This window comes from Leptospira tipperaryensis, assembly GCF_001729245.1.
In the GTDB taxonomy this organism is placed as follows: Bacteria; Spirochaetota; Leptospiria; order Leptospirales; family Leptospiraceae; genus Leptospira; species Leptospira tipperaryensis.
In genome coordinates this window covers 402528-422649 of the sequence record NZ_CP015217.1, presented here as the reverse complement: position 1 = coordinate 422649, position 20122 = coordinate 402528, and the positions used below count along the sequence as shown (strand labels likewise).

Sequence of the window (20122 nt, the reverse complement as noted above, 5' to 3'; positions counted from 1 at the left end):
ACCGGTTAGAGAGAGGTGCAAAAATGCTACAAAATCGGTTTGGAAAGATTTTTCTTACAATCTCTTTGGATCCTGACTTTTTTTCCCGTCTTCAAAAAGAAGACATCGATCTTTCAGAGCTTGCGGAACTCGGAATTCGTTTTCTGCAGGATTTTGAGGATTCTGGGAGGTGTTTTTTGACGACGGAAAGAAAGAAAGTTTCTGCCTCTTTTATAATTCGAGAAACTTCTTATTTACAAATCTTTGAGTATTGTCTAAATAGATCCCGTTCGATCTATATGGTAATGGAAGAGATTCTACAAAATACATATTTGGAATTTTACTTACAACCCGTTCCAATCGCAAATTCATTCATACAAGAAGAATCTTTGGATGGTAAGAATTTAAGAAACTCTGAGGGCAGATTCTTATGGTAAAAAGATCCGAATATATCGTCGTGGATTCGATTTCTTCCGTGGATCCTAACGCTCTCTCCGTTGACCAACTCAATCAGAAATTTATTGATAAACAAGGAAATAGATTCGCCCTCAGATTCAATCGTAACACGAGAAGGGCTGAGTTTGTAAGAATCACCCTCGAATCTCCCACAAAGGGAGCGACCCAGATCCACGGTCACAAACCCGCTTCCGTTCCAATTCAGAAAAAACAGATTACAAAATCCTTAAGTCCCGGTGTGGGAAAAATCACTCTTCAAGAGATCATCGCAAAAACACAACAACAGCAAGCTTCAGTCAAGATTCCAAAACCGAACGAATCTTCGATGATCAACGAAGGTGCGGTTCAACAGAGCATCTTTCAAGAACCTACTTGGGAGCATAGCAAGTCAAAGGACAACACGAATCTCGATTTGGGAAGAATGGATCTGAATATCATGGAACATTCTGCTTCATCCTCGTCTTCTTACAAGGAATCGAAGGATTCTCCGCTTAAGATTGAATTTGGTTCTTCTTCTCCGGGCGAAACCAATATCATAGAAAAAAGGATTTCAGATCTTACTAAGATCAAAGAAAGAATTCATTCCGTTCTAAACAATCTTCAAAATTCTAAAATTTTTGAAATCACCGGTGATCCTTCCGAAAACAAGAACATCATCGGAAATCTAAATCGTGAGTTTGATATAGAATTCTTTCAGAAACTGGACAAAATTCTAAACTACCACAAAGAGCTGACGACTTATCCAAGATCCGTCAATTACTACACCGCGAAGTACGAATCTTCCAGAAAACAACTTCTCCAATCCAAAACCTTGGACAGCGAAAAACTCAAATTGGTGACTCTCTGGGAAATGCAAGAGATGATGTTGGGCCTGATTCAAAAATTGAAAAAAATGGTTCTCAACACTTTGAACGTTCTAAATACAAAAAACGACAATCATATCAAACAACTCTCTTACAACCAGCAACAGATGTTCCGGGATTCGAGAACCGCGCTCCTGTATTGTTCCGAAGATATATCTTCTTTGCTTATTTCCTTGGAGAGATGGGTCGATACTGAATAGGAGCAATCTCCTATGGAACCTTTACAAAGCGCCGAAATCAAAGCCGTTTTAGAAAAACTCAGAACGGAATATTCCGAAAATTCCAAAAAGAATCCGAAGGCCTTCGATCTGAAAGCCTTCGAATCTAGATTGATGATGATTCTCCAGCAAAAAGGGAATTTGACTCAGTTCTTGAAGGAAGAGATCCAATTTTTAGAAACTCTAAAAGCAAAACACAAAGAACTGGAAGACAAAAAGCAGGCCGCCAAAGGGGACACGATCAATAAGATCCTGGAAGAACAAGAGGCCAGACTCAAAAAATACCAGAGAATCGATTTTCACCCGCTCGCAAAACCGGAAATCAGATATTTCTACGGAGCGATTCTTTCCTTTGCAGAAACCGAACTTCCAGCGTTGATTTATATTTTCAAAGGTACTCCCGAGTTTTCAGTGTTTAAAGACGCGATCACGATCTTAGAAAGAATGGGGATTAGCCGAAGAGGTTTGCCTTCCAACCGGATCAACGAACATGTGAAAGCACTCCTGGACGCCAATGGCAATCAGAGCGCGATGGAAAAGGACGGGCAGAATATTTTGAAAGAAACCTGTCTCGCCCTCAAAGGGATCCACACTGCTATCCATGAATGTATCGATAAAAAACGCGTTTCGGAAACACTCTCGATCAAAATCGATGAGAAAGAATTTCCGAAAGCCGCAGAATCGTATCAGAATTTAGTTTTCGGGATCGCTCTTGAAAAAATAATTGTAAGAGCTGAAACGATTATCCGGGATTTCCGGATGGCTGAGATCACCGGTCTGGGGTAAATATGAAAGTTTCCATCGTCATTCCTTGTTATAACGAAAAAAATACGATTCGCAATATTCTGGAAACGGTCAAAAAAGTTCCGATCAAAAATAAGGAAATCATTCTCGTTGACGATTGTTCCAAGGATGGAACCAGAGATCTTTTGCAAACCGCTCCTTTTAAAAAGTTAGCGGATCAGATCATCTTTCATGAAGTCAATCAGGGAAAGGGCGCCGCGCTTCGGACCGGATTCAAAGCGGCAACCGGAGATATCGTGATCGTTCAGGACGCCGACTTGGAATACGATCCGTTTGAAATTCCGGAAGTGATCGATCCGATTTACAAGGGTAAGGCGGACGTCGTTTTTGGTAGTCGATTCTTAGGTGGAAGACCTCACAGAGTCGTGTATTATTGGCATCGTCTGGGAAACATGGTTCTCACCACTCTTTCCAATATGTTCACCAATATCAATCTCACCGATATGGAAACCTGTTACAAGGCATTCCGAAGAGAAATCATTCAGTCGATCGATATCAAAGAAAATCGTTTTGGGTTTGAGCCGGAGATTACCGCAAAGGTCGCAAAGATTCCGGACGTTCGAATTTTTGAAGTAGGAATTTCCTATTATGGAAGAACCTACGCGGAAGGCAAAAAGATCGGTTGGAAAGACGGTTTCAGAGCGATCTATTGTATTCTGCGTTATAACCTTTTTAAATGAGAATTTCAGTTTAGAATTCGATTCATTTTCAAGGTCGCGAATTTTCCGTAAGTTTTTTGCTCGGAGTTCCGACCTTTTTGGTTCAAGACAAGCCCCTTTTCGTTCCACTTTCGCATTTTAGAATCCGTTTTGAAACTGGAAATGAGATCGTGCGATTTTCTTTCCGGAGTTCCGACCTTCCTCGGCACAATCCCGCCTTTACTATCGAATCCTTGGATCAAAGACTTTACGCAAAATTCTTAACCTACTCTGAGCCTCGAATGAAAACGGCGTTCCCAAGGGTTTGATTTGTCGGAAGAAGAATTTTCATTGGGATCTTTAAATCAAATTTATAAAGAGCTGAAAACTATCTTTAGATAGGCCTCTATTTTTTCTCCAAGCGTTGAAAGAAAAGAAACATCCATTTCATTCTCGAAGCAGCAAATAGATTCTTTTGAAAAATGGTTGAAACCGGACTTAAAGTCCGATTGAAATAAAATCAGAAAGAGACATCCAATCTCAATTTGGATATTTGTATTACGTTAGATTTTTATAAAATTCTAATTTACTGCCCGTAACGTCGCTGCGGAATTCTACTTCATGAAACCCGAAGTAGTTTCGGGATAAATTTGAGAAGCTAAGATAAAAATAAAAACGCTCACTGCGATTCCCATCGATGCAAGCAAGACATCCTTTCCTACTTTGCGAAACGTCTCCAAATAGGGTAAGTCCCGAAAAGTCATAAAGTTAAGAATGATCTCGCGACCTGCAAGCATTCCTAAAAAAACCCAAGTCGTGGACATCGGCATCTTGCTCCATTCATGAAAGACGATCAGAATTGTTCCATAAACAAGATCCACGATCGTCGCGGCCTTAGACCATTGAATGTCCGATTTTTCAGTAACGATTTCCTGAATGGTTCCGCCGTTCGTATAAAGAATGATTCCAAGAGCGACGATGAGCATTGAAATCGCAAGGGCAAATTCTAAGATAGAAAGTTGTCTTGGAAGATAGATGACGATATTAGCCGCGTCTTGACGAAGCCAAGCAATCCAAAGATAGATCGTCGAAGCCCATTGAAACAAAGCCCAACGCTTTTCGCTCCGAGGATCGGGAACGTGGTCTTCTTTGTATTCTCTTGGATCCACTTTGACGAGGATTCCCCAAACGAGAATGGCGACTCCGAACGCGATTCCATAACCGAAAAAGGATTTGGTCAGCATCTTTTCGATATTGCTTCCGCCAAAAAGACCTAAGATCAAAAAGGTAGTCGAGATGGGAGATTTCAATCGAGTGATAATGACTAAGATAAGAGGGGCAAGAAGTTGAATCAGATTGAATTCTCTGACTTGGGGAAAACTTTCCAATCTTCCAAAATGAACCTGAGAACCGTTCAAAACCCAGGCGCCCAAAAAAATGATCGCAATGGTTCCGCCCAATACCGCAAGTTTTGGAATCCAGTGAACGGCCCTTTTACTTTCTATAAAAGTTCCTACCGTTTGCACCGCATCGTTTCCGGCGACGGAAAACGCGCTGATAAAAAATGCGAACCAACCCAAATAATAAGACGGTGATCCAAGCTTATAAGCTGTGACCATTAAGATTCCGGCAATTGCCACCAAGGAATAGAATCGAATCTGATCCCGTGTACTAGGATGCTGAAAATCTATTTCATTTTGTTTCATCGGAAGGATATCTTTAGGCAAACGCCTAAAAAGATACTAATAAAACGCCGGAACTCCCGTCAAGGGGGTTCCGGTATGGTCTGAGAGAGGATTTTAATCGAGAAAACGTTTCCCGTATTTGGATTCGATATCACGAACGTCGAAGAGGATAAAAAAATCGATGGTTTTAAAAACCTTGTCCCAAGAAGGAATTCCACAGATGAGAGCTCCCACTCGAACATATCCTTTGATCAACGCAGGAATCGTTTTTTGAACCGACTTCATATCTTCCACAACGTAGTTCGGATCGAAACCAGGAATTTCAAATCCCGGAAGAGGTTTTACGTCGAATTCTTTTCCGGCGAGTGCGTTCTTTTCTTTTAAATAAGCGTAAGCCTCATTTGCGGACTGAGCGTCGGTTTGGTGAATCGAGCCGCATCCAAAAAGATAACGCACATCGTTCTTCTTCATAAACATTCCTAAACCAGCCCAGAGCATAGAAATTACGGAGCCGTCTCTGTAGTCGGGATGAACACAGCTTCTTCCGATCTCAGCCGTTTCCGCATCGAGCTCATAAATTTTGGTGATATCAAATTCGTTATCGGAATAAAAACCTATATTCTTCTTAGCAACGCTTCTCCGAAGAATTCGATAGGTTCCGACGATCTTATCGTCGCGATTTTTATCCACAACGATCAGATGATCGCAGAAGAGATCATACTCGTCTCTGTCTTTGCGTGTGGCCGCCGATTGCGGAAGTCCTTCCCCCAATTCGAGGTTAAAAACTTCATAACGAAGCGCTAAGGTTCTCTCAATCTCCAATTGGTTTTCGGCGATGCGAACTTCCAATTTTCGTTCTGTCTTGATTTTGTTATCTACGAAACCAGTTCCCATAGAAGCATCCTTCGGTCTTAGATTGTCCCCTATCATATTCGTTCTCGTTACGTACAAATTACAGAGGAAATAAATTCCGATGACTCAAAAGCGGAAAAAGGGTGAATTCGATTTTTAAACATATTTAAAGAATTCTTATAAAAAGAAAAGAAAATAGAGATTTCCGGAAGATCTTATCTTTCACGTTTGCAAATGATTTCAAACAAAATTTAAGAATAAGAGTCGATTTTGCTTTGAGCTGAGCCTTGAGCGGATTCTAAAAAGATAAGTGAAGATAAAGAAAAGTTGGAAGAAGAGGAACGTATCAAAGTGTTTTTTTATTTCGAACGCAGATTCGCCGAAACGATTCGGCTCTTACAAACACAAATCCATTGGATACAAAAAGACAAAATTCTTAACTTAAGAATTATAAGAAGAATCCAAGACGACTTTAATTTTTAGTAGAAGCGATCCGTCTTTGAGAAATTAAGAAGCCATCTGAACGCGAGATTGAATATAAGATTCTATCAAGTATTTTGCCTTTGCGTCCAAAGAACCGAACTCGACTCCAAAAATCGAAGTTTCGGAAGCCGAAACCTTACGTTTGACTTTGCCCTTTAACTTGAGGGGATTACGACCAGGAAGTGTAAGAATCATCTCAATCGGAGAATTTAAGTCGCAACCTTCGAAAAGGTGAGGGACTTCTACAGCGACCCCGCCGATGCTGATATCCTTTGCACTGAGAATGTCCAAAAAATTAAGGCCCATCAATTGAACTTCGATGACCTCGTTTGCCGCCGGAAACACTCTAGGAAATTTTCTATGATCCATGCTGACTCTCGCTTCCATACCTTAATTCGACGAAGTCAGATTTTGAAATCAACAGAACTGAATTACAAGTTTTTTTTGAAGCTTTTTATAAAACGAAAGCTTCTATAAAAAGGGAAAAGGGAGGAATTCTCGAGGTCTGCTCTCAGATTCTTTCTGGAAAGACCCATAACAAAGTATCAATAAAAACTAAAATTAGGCAAAAAGGATTATTGAAAATCTTTCGAATAGAATTCGGATTCATTCGAAGTCGGAAATTGCCGTTGTTCCGACCTATTCAAGGACTTCAGGAAATTCCGATTTGGTAATTTTCGGGGGAAATAATTCCGATCAAGATTCTACAATGCTGAGTTTGATCGAATCCAAGATCTTACTTACCTTTTTATCGAACTTTTTGTTAAATACAAAAGGATGTAGAGTTTTCTCCAGAAAGAGAATCATCTCCACCGCCTTCCACTGCACAACCGTCTTATGATCCTGAATCTTACCGGAATGAAGATAGGTTGAAATCCCACGAATCGATTCGTTTTTAAAGTCCCTTCTCAGCGCGAGAAAAAGCGCATGAGCTTCCGGAGTAAGAAAGTGAAATTTCTTAGAAAACAAAACGGCGTCATGAAAATACTCCGGACGAATGACCGCGCCATTCAATCGAAGCGAAAGAATCAAAAAGCCGATAAAATCGGATATCTGGTGAAAGATCCCCAAACCGGGAACGTCCTGTCCCGGATACAATCTAAGTTTATCCGTGGATGGCGATTTCGGATGACGTGTTTGCAACCAATTGATAATTAAATATTTTTCCTTAAAGAAGTAATCGTTAATCTCCAATCTATATTCTTGAATACTCAATCGAAGGTGGAGAAGAATTTCTTTTTCTGAAATCAAAACGAGTCTTTGAAAGTCTTGACCCATCCCTGAAATTTCAAGCTGAATCTTATCGTATCCTTTCTTACGAATCTCGGGAAGAATTCCGGTTATATCTAATAATTCTAATATGTTTTCGCTCGTTAAAGAATGAAAAAGAATTCCTTCTTGAAAAGTGGAAGTGGGATCGTCTACAGCGGACGCTAAGAATTCATCGTAAACAAAATCAAAAAACCTGGGATTATTATAACTCGATTTAGCCATGAAAAGAGTAGAAGATCGTTCGGAATCAATCCCCTTTTTCCTGATTCCATCACGATCTTTTAGAACCTCTTTTTTTCAAGGAGAATCCCTTTGAGAAGAAAGAATGATTCTCATTCTTATAAATGAACGAGCGTTGTTTTATTTATAAAATCGCCTTCAATACCGCATTTGGCGCTTCTACTTGAGGATAATGTCCAATCTCCTTCAATTCTATGATATCGGCCTTCGGAGATAATTCTCTGTAACGTTCTACCAAGTGCGCGCCACTCACGGGATCATCGACTCCGTTGATCATTCGAATTGGAATCGGCGAGTTGAGAATCGCCCCGACCCATCGTTCTCGATAAAGTTTTCTCTCTTGAATATATCGAATTAGAAGATGGGCAATTTTAGTTCCTCCATCGGAGAAAACCAAATCCCAAAATTGGTCCAATTCTTCTTGAGAAGGTTTTGTATTCTTTCCAAAGACCGCGGAAAAACTTTTTTGAAAAGACTTACGGTTCATAAGTCGAGAGAGAATCCATCCGATCGGACTGTGTAGAAGTTTTTGAATGAAACGAGGTCGATGCGATTCCGGAAAAATTCCACCGTTGAGCAGGATGATACGTTTGATCTTGAGCCCTTTCTTTTTGGACTTTTTTCTTTCTATAAATCTTGCCAACAACTCCTGCGCAACCGTGTCTCCCAGATCATGTGCAAGAATATTTACTTCCTGAATTCCTTTCTCAGCTAACAATGATTCAATGATATCGGCTTGTAAAAAAATACTGTAATCTATCGAAGGTTTAGAAGAGAATCCGAATCCGAGTAAATCCGAAGCGATCAGTCTGTATTTTTTTGAGAGAGGTTTCCAAATTTTTTCCCAGTCAAGAGAAGCCGTGGGAAATCCATGAATCAGAAGAAGATGTTCCCCCTTCCCTTCCTCTTTAAAAAATATCTTCCAGTTCTGATACGAATAGTAAGAGCCCGTTTGTTTCCATTCTTGAAGAGTCATGCTAACACCTATTTTGTGAACGACTGTAATGGATTGTTCGGATTTGTGAAGCCGAAAGTAAGCAGGAACAAATATAAAATTATCATAGTTTAAACAACGGATTGTAAAATCCGTTGTTTTCGAAAAAATCAAAAATCAGAGAGTGAAACGATCCGTGATTCTTCTCAGATTTTCCGCGGATAGTTCTAATCCTTTTGCGGAGGCCGAAATTTCTTCGGATCCCGAAGCGGTCGAAATCGTATGATCGTTGATCTGCACGATCACCTGCGTGATTTCGTGAAACGCCTGTTTCTGTTCATCCATCGCTCGTTTTACGAATTCAGCGTCTTGCCCGACTTTGTCGGCCCTCTCCGCGACTTGCACGTTGATTCCTTCTTGAGAACTCGTAATTCCGTGCAACTTTAGCATCGCCTTCGAAACGATATCCGTACTCAATATGATCTCGTGAATCACTTCGGAAGAAGATTGAATGCCGCTCGCACCGGAATCCAATTCTTGATTGTTTCTCATAATCATCGCGCTGATCGATTTGATGGACGCCGCGGTTTTTTCCGAAAGTTTGGAAATTTCTTCCGCGACCACAGCGAAACCTTTTCCCGCTTCTCCGGCTCTCGCCGCTTCAATAGCCGCGTTCAAAGCGAGAAGAGAAGTCTGATCGGAAATATCATTGATAATCCCGATGATAGCTGACATTTCTCCGGAGGACTTGATGATGTTCTGAACCATCGTCTTCATCTGTCCTAGAGATTCTTCTCCTTTGACGGCTTGCGTAGAAATGCCTTGCGTTAACTGGAGGGCGTGATTGATTTCCATTCCGATCTCTCTTACGCTGGAAGAAAGGGTTTTTATATTATTATGAAATTCTACTATATTCTTATACTGTCGATCGGTTCCCGATGATATGTTATCCATTCCCGCAGATAACTCTTCCACCGTTGCCGACATTTCTTCAGTGGAGGCCGCTGTCGCTTGAGCGCCGGCGGCGAAAGAATCGGAAGAAGCTGTCAACTCTTCGGAGGAAACAACCAATTCCGAGGAAATGGTTTGAATCTCTTTTAAAGAATTGCGCAAACTTTTGATAAACGAATTCATATCTCGGCTCATAGAACCGATTTCGTCGTCGTAGACGATCTGAATGTCCGAAGTCAGGTTTCCCTCGGCCATATCCTTAAAGAGGGCGCTCGCGTTTTCAAGAGGATTCAATCGTTTCTTTAGAAGAACGTAGAGAAGATAAGCCGATATCGACGCGGTGAAAACTCCGGCAAGAACGATTAGAACCAAAAGAGCGACTAACGCTTCTCTCACTTCCGATTTTGGTTGGATCGCAACGATTGAAATTCCCCAGTGATCCAATCGAAAGACTGTGGAAAATCGATCGGCTCCGCGAAAAGTAAATTCCATCACTTCTCCGGTTTTTAAATTCAACATCTGTTGACCGTAAGATTCTTTCGATACGTCCAAATTCAAGATCAGTTCCTTTTTAGGATGTGCGATGACGATTCCGTCTTGATTCATCGCGGAAACATAACCTTGTTCCCCGATTTTAATTTCTTTTAGAATTTTTTCGGAGATAGAATCGAAAGAGAGCGCGATACCGAGAAGCCCGATCGCGCGATTTCCTTCCATGATCGGAACCGAAAGTAAGGCGACTGGTTTTCCGGTGATCGGGGATTTTGTAGCCTTCGCAAGATAAGACTTACCTTCTTTTGTCGCGAGTAAACTTTTCTCGATTCCTGCGCCTTCGATCTTAAAACCGATACTCTTGCCTCCGATTCCGTCCACTATAACTTTTGCGTTGGAATCCAAGGAGCAGATAAATACGTTTTCATAAACCGCAAATCTATCCATTATGCTTTTATAATATTCCGCAGCAATCGGCGTGCCTGATTTTAGGGACTGCAGGGTTCTCGGATCTTCGGCTAAAGTCCAAGCCAGATTTTCGTGAGTCGTTAAGAAAGAATCGAATTCAAGACCAACAACCGCTATCACCCCTTTCATCTGGCTGATATGGGTTTCTGTGATTTTCTTTCTCCCGATCCAATACGCGGTTCCGGATACGATTCCAGTAAGAGCAAATAAAATAGAAATTCCGAAAATCAGAAGAATAAACTTAAGACTACTGCGATTCATGAAAACTCCCTAAATGGTTCTTTTGTCAGCTTTTTATAATTCGGAATTCTGAAAACATAGAATGAATTTTCTTTCCCTTTTGAATTTGGAAGTGATGAAATTCAAACTCGAGAGTAGATCGTTTTCCTTACCGAACCTTTTGAAAGTAAGGAGAATGGAGTATGATTCTAAACTAGAATATGGGATTCGTAAATATGCTCGTTTCGAATAATTACGAAAGAGAAAGAAAAATTACTCCACAGAAATCTTTGCCACGAATCTTTGTTTGTTCCTCTTTGCTTTTTGAGAGGACGAGTTTACGAAAAACTGGATGAAAAGTGGAAAACCTTCGCGCTCAGAGTGTATGTTTTTAGAATTTATTGGATGAGGGTTTTTGTTTTGATAGAATTTTGTCCGGAGTTCCGACCACTCCGGAGCTATTTTTCGGAAGAATCAGTTTGTCGGGACAAATTCTCGAACGAAAAAATTCTTGAATGGATGACAAGGAAATCGGGGAGCAAAGAATTCTCAGAATTCTAAAATCATAATTCTTTCTTCAAATTATAAAATTATAAAATTTGCAAGAGTCGCTTTTTAAATTCTTCCCGATCCGTTCCCGTAGGAAGTCTTCCATGAGCGGCCCCTATATTGTCTTTCAAATGCGAGAGTTTGGAGGTCGCAGGAATCGCACAAGTGACCGCGGTATTGGAAAGAATGAACTTTAAAAAAGCCTGCCCAAACGAATCACAATCCCACTCTTTAAAATAGTCCGGAAGAATTTTCCCACGAACTCTTCGAAACAATTCTCCTTCCTCAAAAGGCCGATTGATCAAAACGGAAATTCCGTTAGCTTCCGCAAAGGGAAGAATCCTTTCCTCCGCTTCCCGAGTTACGATCGAATAAGGAATTTGTAAAAAATCTATACTTTCCGATTTTGCAATTCGTTCCATTTCCGAAAAAGCGGATGAAACGTAATGTGTAAGACCGATATAACGAATCTTTCCTTTTTCTTTGAGAGAACGTAACGTTTTGAGATGAATTTGAGTATCTACTAAATTATGAATTTGGAATAGATCAATTTGGTCCGTTTTAAATTTTTGAAATGAATCTACGATCTGTGTTTTCCCCGCTGCTTCTCCTCTGGTCCAAACCTTTGTCGCATAAAAAACTTTCTTTCTGGATTCTTCCGGTAATTCCGCCGCTAAAACCCCGACAATCTCTTCCGATCTTCCATACATCGGAGAAGAATCCACAACGGTTCCACCCTGGTTTAGAAATTCTTTCCAAACCTCTCGTAGGGTTTTGAGCTCCGAAGAATCAACGGAGATATCCATTGTTTGCCAGGTTCCCAGACCGATCGCCGGAATTTTTTCACCCGTCTTTTGAATCGTTCTCGTCAACATATCGGAACCTTCTTTGGAAAATAATTTAGAAAAGGGAAAGGAGAGGCCTGCGGAGAATAACGTAGCGGCCGTACGTTTTAGAAAATGAGAGCGGGAAATCGGCTTCATAGTTCAATCCTTTCATAAAGGATTGAACTTTCAAATCGGAAAACTAAAATTCAAGGATCAAGAATTGATTTTAACGGCGGATGTATTCTATTTTTCTAATTCTACTTTTTAGAATTTCCTGAACTTCTCCGTTTCTTTCAAATTGGATAGCGTTCGCCGTTTGATTTGTAATATTTCCTTTTAACGTAGTTCCGTCTCTAAAGATCACTTTCGTAGAATACTTTTTGTCCGAGTCGTCCTCGGTTTCAATCCGTTTGTTCGCGAGGCTATCGTCCTCACGTTCTCTCAAAACTTGAATTTCAATTCTTCGATTGAGAGAGGAAGCGCGTTCGTCCAAACTTCGGAGTATCGGTCTCTTGGATCCAAGTCCTTTGATTTCCATACGAGGAGAATCGATTCCTTTGGAAATCAGAAACGTCTTTGTCGCGGAAGCTCTTTCCAAAGAAAGGACCTCGTTTCTTTTTTGATTTCCATTGAGATCGGTATGTCCAACGATCAAAATTCTTAGATCGGAATTGGCTCTTAGATATCTTGACAACTCGTCCAAAATGATAATCGATTCGTTTAGAAGCTGATCCGAGTTCGAATTAAAATGAACTCCTTTTAAAATCATGGAACCCGATTTTTGTATCGCAGCAAAATCCAATTTTGGACGTACACATTCTATTTCTACACTTCGAGTATTGTAGATGCCTCCGATAAAAATATGGATCACGAAGTCGGAGAAACTTCGAAAGATTCTAAAATTTTCGACTCCTTCTGAACATTCGGCTTTCGAATGACTTCCTTCGAAATATCCGAGAACGTAACTTCTGGAAGTGGACTTCACTCCTTTGATAGATTCTCCAAGACGCGGCGACTTGGATGGAATAATGATCGTCTGGTGACAATTCAAAATCAAGGAGAAGATACCGATACAAAATCCCCACGCAAAAAGATAGTTCCCGTTTTTTTGATACATTCTCATCACCGTATTAATAACAAAAAATTTCCAAAGAACGAGGAGAATAGATTCCTAACGTTATTTGTTCGAGCAGTACGTTCGTAAGAGAAGAATACTGATGGATTTCTTTGATTCCTCTTTCCGGACAAACATTCGATTCGTCGTATTCTATCTTTCTTGGTAACAAGCCCATTAAGTAATAATTTTGTTTTAGAAGAATCGGTTCTCTCTTTGTTTCAAATTTCCCTTTCTGCTTTACGATAGGAGCGAGTTCGACTCTGGCGTGTTGGCAAAAAGAAATCGAGACGGAGAATAATATTATAAATATATAATTTAATTTCAAGTGGTCCCTTCCTTTTTATTTATCTCTGTACACAATATATCATCGCGGCCGTAGCACAGGTGAGAGTTCCGGCCCCTCCCATTTCTATACCGGCCGAATTGGGATTCGCCACCCAACCGGTTACCGAGCCGCTCACGCTCGTCCAAGAAGCGCCCGCGTTAACGCAACTTTGTCCTGATCTCGGAATCCAAGTAGCACCGCTCGTATCGATGCCGGTATAAGCTAACGAAGGAGAAGGCGTAATTTCGTTTGTTAGAGTCGCTGCAAATTGACCGTTCGCATCGGTGGCAGAGACCAATAAATTACTGTTATCGAGACTAAAATAATTCGTGTTGGGATACAAGACCCAAGATGTGGTTAGAGTTCTCGTTCCGTCCTCAGCCATGAGGATCGCCTTGTAACCCGCTGCGTTTCCAGGAGCTCCGATCACGGCGGCTTGAGCAGCACAACTCGCGTCAGCTCCGGCGACTCCTCCAAAATTTCCATTGGGCACGGAAGTTAGAAAAAGAGAACATCCCGAGGTCGCACAGGTACTCGCGCCGGAAGTCGGAATCGCCGATCCAGTTGTAGTAGGTGAAGAATTCCCTCCTGCCAATAAAAGTAGGGCAAGGGAAGAGGACGAATTTGCAGGTTCGGACGTCGGGACTACGGCGGTGGTAAGAATCGGCCAGACCGTACAAGAGATCAAAGGGAACAAGACAACTAACATCGAATATACGAATCGAGTTAGAAATCCTGCATTTCTTCTCGAAAAGAAATAACCGGTCCAATTCATAATACCTAACAGTTAGGCGCTCATTCCTACATCAAGGTCGATTCCGCAAAAGAGAACAAACAACCAATGAATAGGAATTTGTAATTAGATAATATTTTTTATAAATGTAAATAACTCTCTATTAAATTCGTCCTCGTGGATCCGGATTTCTTTTCTTATAAAAATCGAACTCTAAAAAAGGAAAATTTCCATTCCATTCGGTTTCCATTTCTTGATTTCATTTTCTTCGATAGGAAAATCGCATTTGGGATCCGAGAAACAATTTTCAAATCAGTTGGAAATAAATATTTTCCAATTCACGTTAGGAATTGTTTATCGTTGCACGCAATAAAGCGCAAGAAAGACGTCGCAAGTTCGAGCGCCTCCGGCATCAAATTCCGAATTCGGAGCATTGCTACTTCCGAACCAGCCGGAAACCGAATTGGAAGCGGTCGTCCAGTTAAGACAATTTGTGCCAGTCTTTGGAGCCCAACTTGGGCCGGTTGTGTTCATTCCGGTGTAAACTAAGTTTCCTCCGGAGCCCGTGATTTCGTTGGCTAATGTTGTTGGAAGTTGACCCGCGCCATTGGTTGTTCCGATCGGTAAGTTACTATTATCTAAACTTTGATACGTCGTATTCGGATAGAGAACCCAAGAATTGGTTAAGTCCCGAGTCCCGTCATCGGTCATGAGAAGCGCCTTATATCCGGAAGTATTCCCCGGCGCCGATCTTCCGGAAGCCGCCGTAGCACAACTCGAATCAGCTCCGACGATTCCTCCCATATTTCCTGTAAACGCCACAGTTAAAAATATGGAACAGCCGGTGGCTGCGCACGTGTTCGAAGTCTCAACGGGCGTCGAAGAAGTGTTAGTGGAACCTACGGAAGAATCTCCGCCTTGAACCAAAGCAAGAAACGCAACGGAAGCCGAAGAATCCGATCTTTCAGAATTCTTAGTCGCGGCAACGGTAAGAACGGGCCAAACCGTACAGGAAAAAAATAAGAAAGAAAAAATTGCACAGAAAAGAATTAGCCGCAGAAAAACGAAAGTTCCTCTTATCTCTAATCCATAAGAAAGAGCAAGTCGATTGATCATGCTCTCAGCGGGCTATCAACGAATTCTCTTCGCAAGTCGGAAGTAAGAAATGGGAATGAACTACCGATATTAGGAATAGATCCTCTTGAAAATAAAGGTTTAGTGAGCCTCGTCCCAATTGACTCCGAATTTGCCTTCCACAAGAATCGGAACGTCCAAAGGCATCGCTGTCTCCATGTGCTTTTTCATGGAAGCCTTGAAGTCATCCTTTTCCTTTTTGTGAACTTCAAAAACCAATTCGTCGTGAACTTGCAGGAGCAGTTTCGATTTTAATTTCTGGCTTTGTATCTCTTTATGAATCGAGATCATCGCAATCTTGATCATATCGGCGCTCGTTCCTTGAATCGGACTGTTGATCGCGATTCTTTTAGCCGCTTCCTTTGCGGACTTATGAGTGCTATGAATATCAGCGACAGGACGACGTCTTCCCGTAAGAGTCTGAACATAACCGTTTGTTTCCGCAAAGGCAACCATCTCGTCCATATAACTTTTTACGCCAGGGTACTGTGTCATATAACGTTCAATAAAAGACTTCGCTTCGTCTCGAGAAATTCTAAGATTGCGGCTCAGACCGTAAGGAGTGACTCCGTAGATTACGGAGAAGTTGACGACCTTCGCCTTATCTCTCATTTCGGGGCTGACTTCTTTTTCCGGAACTCCGTAAAGCGCCGACGCGGTTCTTCTGTGAATGTCAAGGCCGTGGTTGTAGGCGTCGAGCATCGCCGGATCCTTGGAAACGTGGGCCATGATCCTAAGTTCGATCTGAGAATAATCCAAGCTGAGAATTTCATAATCGCTCGAACCGGGAACAAATCCCTTGCGAAGCAAACGTCCTTCTCGATCTCGAATCGGAATGTTTTGTAAATTCGGATCCGTGGAAGACAATCTTCCAGTCGCAGCGATCGTCTGATTGTAGCTCGTATGAATTCTTCCCGTCTTGGGATTGACCATTTTAGGAAGCGCGTCTACATACGTGGACTTGAGTTTCGTATATTTTCTATATTCCAAAAGTTTTTCAATGATCGGATGTTCACCCACCAATTCTTCCAAAACCTCGTGATCGGTAGAATAACCGGTCTGAGTTTTTTTTACGGTTCGAAGTTTGAGTTGATCGAAAAGAATTTTTTGAAGTTCCTTCGTAGAAGCGATGTTAAACGGAGCACCCGCTTGTTTGTGAATTTCACTTTCCAAGTGGCGAATCTCGCGATCAAAATCCCTTGCAAGTTCTTCAAAGTAAGGAACGTCCAACGCGATCCCGTGCTTTTCCATCTCGGCCAAAACAGGAACCAGAGGAAGTTCTATGTCCCGAAGAATCGGTTCCACTCCGGAATCCTTGATCGATTTTCTGAGAACCTGATAAAGTCGAAATGTAATGTCCGCGTCTTCGGCTGCGTATTCCGCGACTTGTTCCGGATCGATATCGGTCAGTTCTTTCTTTTTCTTTCCGGTCCCCACGAGATCGTCGTAAGTGATCGTATCGTAGTTCAGAAGATCCTTTGCGAGAGCGTCCATATTGTGACGCCTTCCTTCCGGCTGAAGAACGTAAGAAGCCAACATCGTATCAAACTGAATGTTGTTTAACACAAAACCATGATTTTCTAATACGATCAAATCGTACTTTATATTCTGTCCTACCTTCGGGACCTCGCTCGCAAGAACCGGTCCGAGGTGTTCCTTGACTTCTTCCAAAGTCAAAGATTTTTCCTGAAACAAAGACGCTGAATTCTTAACCGAAACATAGAATCCGGTCTTTTCCTGGTTGGAAAAAGAAATTCCCAAAAGGTCCGCCATCGCCGGATTGGGGGAAGTTGTCTCCGTATCAACCGCGAGAATTCTAGATTTCAAAAGTCCTCTGCAAACTTTCGAAAGTTCGTCCACGGTTGTGATGAATTTATAATTTCCTTTTTCTCCCGCAGGAACAACGGAAGTTTCGTCTTTTGTTTCGGAAACTTCTACGTCCTTAGGAACTTCTTTTCCTGCAGACTTCGCGAGGTCCTTGGAAAGCGCGTTGTATCCCTGCGATTTAAAATAAAGAATCGCCTGATCCGATTTGTAATCCGGGGTCTCGATATCTTTTTCGGTGATTTCTAAATCAAGATCTCGTTTGATCGTCGCGAGAGCCTTGGAAAGATATGCGTTTTCTTTTTGCTCCGAGAGTTTTGTCTTCATCGAAGGATTTTTAATCTTGTCGATATTCTTATAAATACCGTCGAGGGTTTTGTAATCCTGAAGGAGTTTGGAAGCGCCTTTGTCTCCGATTCCTTTTACTCCGGGAATATTATCCGAAGTATCTCCGACGATTCCCATATAATCCGGAATTTGTTTTACGTCGACTCCCAATTCTTCCTTGACCCAACCCGCGTCGATTTCTACGAATTCGGTGACTCCCTTTTTGCCTCGGAGCATCTTTATATTCTTCTTTTCTAATAGTTGATAAAGATCCTTATCGCCAGAGAAAATCAGAATCTCTTTTGCAGTGGCCTTGTAGTTTTCACAAAGAGTTCCGATGATATCGTCGGCTTCGTGTCCGTCCATTTTGAGGACTCTAAATCCGATATTGGAAAGGGTTTCCATCACTTCTTTGATTTGAGGACGGAGATCTTCCGGCATCGGCTTTCGATTTGCTTTGTATTCTTCGAAGGTTTTGCCCCTTTCGAGAGGTCCGCCGGGATCAAAGGTCATCGCTACGTGAGTCGGCGCGTAGTCCTGAAGAAGTTTAAAAAGCATTTTAAAAAAACCGAATGTAGCCCCGCTGGGTTTTCCGGTTTTGGAATTGGTAAGGTTGGAAGCGCCGAACGCGTAATAGGCCCGAAATACGAAGGCGTGTCCGTCGATGATGAGAAGACGTTTCATTCTGTTGCTCCGAAAAGTGCTTCCCCTAAAAAGGAATAGTATGCGAGTTCCGTTTTTCGGATCGTGTTTTTGATGGAGAATCTTTTTACGGATTCCTTGTTAAACGTTCCGAAATTTTTTCTGAGTTTCAAATCATCTATAAGAATTTCATAATATTTTGCAAGAGCATCGGAATCTCCGACTTCGGCGAGAAAAGCGCCTTTTTCGTGAGTAAGCATTTCCCCGATTCCTCCTCCTTTGGTTGCAACGACCGGAAGACCGACCGCCATCGCGTCGAGAATCGAAGTTCCGAGTCCTTCTTCTTTGGATGTCAGAGTAAAAATATCAAAAAGGGAAAGAATGTCCGGAACGTCCTGTCTATAACCCGTAAAAATAACTCTATCAGAAATTCCTAATGAAGCAGTTAGGTCTTCCAATTCTTTCCTGAGTTCCCCTTCTCCAAGAATGAGAAGTTTGAAATTTTTAGAAGGATCGATCTTTGCCACCGCGTGAAGAAGAGTTTTTTGATCTTTGTGATCTACGAGCGCGGCCACGTTTCCGATCACGATTGTATCTTTTTTAATAGAGAATTCTTTTTTATAACGCGCCGGGTCCGGTAATTTTTTTGTAAAAGAGAAATCGATTCCACTGTGAACGGTAACCGTCTTTGCAGGATCGACTCCGTCTCTCAGAAGAATTTCCCGAATTTTATTGGAAACAGTGAGAAAGAGATCGTTGCGTTTGGATTTGTATTTCCAGATGGAGAATAGATTCTTCCGAATACTAAAATCAACGCGTCTGGAAACGACGAGCTTTGTTGTCGGAAGTTTTGATTTTGCAAAGAGGGCGAGTGTGTGTGCCTTTGCTGTGTGAGTGTGGATGAGTCGAATTTTTCTTTCTTCGACGATCGCTCGTATCGCCTTCACGGAGGCGAGATCCCATTCTCCTTTCATCGCCAGCGCTTCAAAAGGAAGTCCATGGTCGGAACAACGGCTTTCCAAAGCGGATCCCGGTTTGCCCAGGATGAGTTGAGGAATCTTTTTTTTCTTTAGGCCTTCCGCCAAAAGGAGAAGTTGTCTTTCTCCTCCTCTCCAGCCGGTTTCTGTATCTATATGCAAAATCACCCGCTCAGTTTCCAGTTGCGTGCTCATTTCTGCAAGGAATCCTTGAAAAAATCGCTGAACAGAGCCGATCTGTTTTTACGATAATTATTCTAATATATTAAACGATCTTAGGAAAAGGAAGAAGAATGTGTGAACTCCTCGGAATGAGCGCTAATGTCCCGACAGACATCAGCTTCAGCCTTACAGGTCTTGTCCAGAGAGGCGGAAAAACGGGCCCTCACAAAGACGGCTGGGGAATCGCCTTCTACGAGGGAAAGGCCCTTCGCGTCTTTCACGACCCAACCCCTGGGGTAGAATCCAAAATCGCCGAGTTCGTCCGAAAACTTCCGATCAAGAGCGAAACCGTCATCAGTCATATCCGAAAGGCAAACCGGGGAAAAGTGGAACTGAAAAACACTCACCCCTTCGTCCGAGAATTTTTGGGTTCCTACTGGACCTTTGCCCACAATGGACAATTTAAGAAGATCAAAGAAGAATCCCTCGGTGATTTCAAGCCGGTCGGAACTACGGACTCCGAATACGCGTTTTGCTGGCTCCTGGGAAAGTTGAAGAAAAAATTCAAAGAACTTCCCAAAGACGAAACCAAACTTTTCCGGGCTATCTTAAAACTTGTGACGGAACTCCAGACAAAAGGAGTATCCAACCTCCTTTTCAGCGATTCCAAAAACCTCTATTCCTTTTGCTCGACCAAACTTTCTTGGATCACGAGAAAATCTCCCTTTGGAAAGGCCCGACTTCTGGACGCGGACCTCAGCGTGGACTTTCGAAAAGTGACCCGACCGGGCGACATAGTCACGGTCATCGCGACCCAACCGCTCACTTCCAACGAACAATGGAATCCTTGTTCTCCGGGAGAATTTCAAGTCTGGAGAAAGGGAAGGATTGTATTCTCCAACTCTTGAGAATGGATTTGTCGGAATCCCGCGCCATTCTATACTGACCGTA

The 20122-nt window shown here is 42.1% G+C and carries 18 protein-coding genes; 5 read left to right on the top strand and 13 right to left on the bottom strand.

What is annotated here, in order from left to right:
• Positions 1–23 precede the first annotated feature (23 nt).
• From A0128_RS22315 to A0128_RS02065, 4 genes are read left to right on the top strand one after another with little or no spacing between them, the layout of a single operon-like run.
• Positions 24–416, top strand: coding sequence for a hypothetical protein (locus A0128_RS22315; RefSeq protein ID WP_069606012.1), 393 nt, complete (start codon positions 24–26; stop codon positions 414–416).
• Positions 410–1498 (top strand): LIC_10450 family protein, encoded by a 1089-nt coding sequence (locus A0128_RS02075; RefSeq protein ID WP_069606011.1) that lies wholly within the window; start codon positions 410–412, stop codon positions 1496–1498. Before A0128_RS22315 ends, A0128_RS02075 begins: the two co-directional genes overlap by 7 nt.
• 12 nt (positions 1499–1510) lie before the next feature.
• Positions 1511–2302 (top strand): hypothetical protein, encoded by a 792-nt coding sequence (locus A0128_RS02070; protein WP_069606010.1) that lies wholly within the window; start codon positions 1511–1513, stop codon positions 2300–2302.
• Between the two features lie 2 nt (positions 2303–2304).
• Positions 2305–3000, top strand: coding sequence for a glycosyltransferase family 2 protein (locus A0128_RS02065; protein WP_069606009.1), 696 nt, complete (start codon positions 2305–2307; stop codon positions 2998–3000).
• Between the two features lie 572 nt (positions 3001–3572).
• Here A0128_RS02065 and A0128_RS02055 read toward each other — a convergent pair.
• From A0128_RS02055 to A0128_RS01990, 13 genes are all read right to left on the bottom strand, one after another.
• On the bottom strand, positions 3573–4664 hold the full coding sequence (locus tag A0128_RS02055) for a hypothetical protein (protein ID WP_069609048.1): 1092 nt from the start codon (positions 4662–4664) through the stop codon (positions 3573–3575).
• Positions 4665–4757: 93 nt separating this feature from the next.
• On the bottom strand, positions 4758–5537 hold the full coding sequence (locus A0128_RS02050; RefSeq protein WP_069609047.1) for a GNAT family N-acetyltransferase: 780 nt from the start codon (positions 5535–5537) through the stop codon (positions 4758–4760).
• 465 nt (positions 5538–6002) lie between these two features.
• The gene (locus tag A0128_RS02045; RefSeq protein WP_069609046.1) at positions 6003–6347 is read right to left on the bottom strand and encodes a PilZ domain-containing protein; all 345 of its coding nucleotides are present in this window, start codon (positions 6345–6347) and stop codon (positions 6003–6005) included.
• Positions 6348–6674: 327 nt separating this feature from the next.
• Positions 6675–7472, bottom strand: coding sequence for a histone deacetylase (locus A0128_RS02040; RefSeq protein WP_069606007.1), 798 nt, complete (start codon positions 7470–7472; stop codon positions 6675–6677).
• Positions 7473–7614: 142 nt separating this feature from the next.
• A complete protein-coding gene (locus tag A0128_RS02035) occupies positions 7615–8466 on the bottom strand; it encodes an alpha/beta fold hydrolase (RefSeq protein WP_069606006.1) in 852 nt (283 codons plus the stop codon).
• Between the two features lie 135 nt (positions 8467–8601).
• Positions 8602–10596, bottom strand: coding sequence for a methyl-accepting chemotaxis protein (locus A0128_RS02030; protein ID WP_069606005.1), 1995 nt, complete (start codon positions 10594–10596; stop codon positions 8602–8604).
• A gap of 548 nt (positions 10597–11144) precedes the next feature.
• Positions 11145–12086, bottom strand: a complete 942-nt coding sequence (locus tag A0128_RS02020; RefSeq protein ID WP_069606003.1) for an aldo/keto reductase — start codon at positions 12084–12086, stop codon at positions 11145–11147.
• Between the two features lie 70 nt (positions 12087–12156).
• Positions 12157–13047 (bottom strand): OmpA family protein, encoded by an 891-nt coding sequence (locus A0128_RS02015; RefSeq protein ID WP_069606002.1) that lies wholly within the window; start codon positions 13045–13047, stop codon positions 12157–12159.
• 13 nt (positions 13048–13060) lie between these two features.
• Positions 13061–13372 carry a Bor/Iss family lipoprotein gene (locus tag A0128_RS02010; RefSeq protein WP_069606001.1) on the bottom strand — a complete coding sequence of 104 codons (312 nt, stop codon included), beginning with the start codon at positions 13370–13372 and terminating at the stop codon, positions 13061–13063.
• A gap of 19 nt (positions 13373–13391) precedes the next feature.
• Complete coding sequence (locus A0128_RS02005) at positions 13392–14081, bottom strand: DUF1554 domain-containing protein (RefSeq protein ID WP_162274086.1); 690 nt, start codon at positions 14079–14081, stop codon at positions 13392–13394.
• A gap of 378 nt (positions 14082–14459) precedes the next feature.
• Positions 14460–15221 (bottom strand): DUF1554 domain-containing protein, encoded by a 762-nt coding sequence (locus A0128_RS02000; RefSeq protein WP_069605999.1) that lies wholly within the window; start codon positions 15219–15221, stop codon positions 14460–14462.
• 99 nt (positions 15222–15320) lie between these two features.
• Positions 15321–18074, bottom strand: coding sequence for a DNA polymerase I (gene polA / locus A0128_RS01995; protein WP_069605998.1), 2754 nt, complete (start codon positions 18072–18074; stop codon positions 15321–15323).
• Complete coding sequence (locus A0128_RS01990; protein ID WP_069605997.1) at positions 18071–19177, bottom strand: glycosyltransferase; 1107 nt, start codon at positions 19175–19177, stop codon at positions 18071–18073. Before A0128_RS01990 ends, polA begins: the two co-directional genes overlap by 4 nt.
• A 125-nt stretch (positions 19178–19302) precedes the next feature.
• Here A0128_RS01990 and A0128_RS01985 point away from each other — a divergent pair, with 125 nt between their 5' ends.
• The gene (locus A0128_RS01985) at positions 19303–20079 is read left to right on the top strand and encodes a class II glutamine amidotransferase (RefSeq protein WP_069605996.1); all 777 of its coding nucleotides are present in this window, start codon (positions 19303–19305) and stop codon (positions 20077–20079) included.
• Positions 20080–20122: the final 43 nt, after the last annotated feature.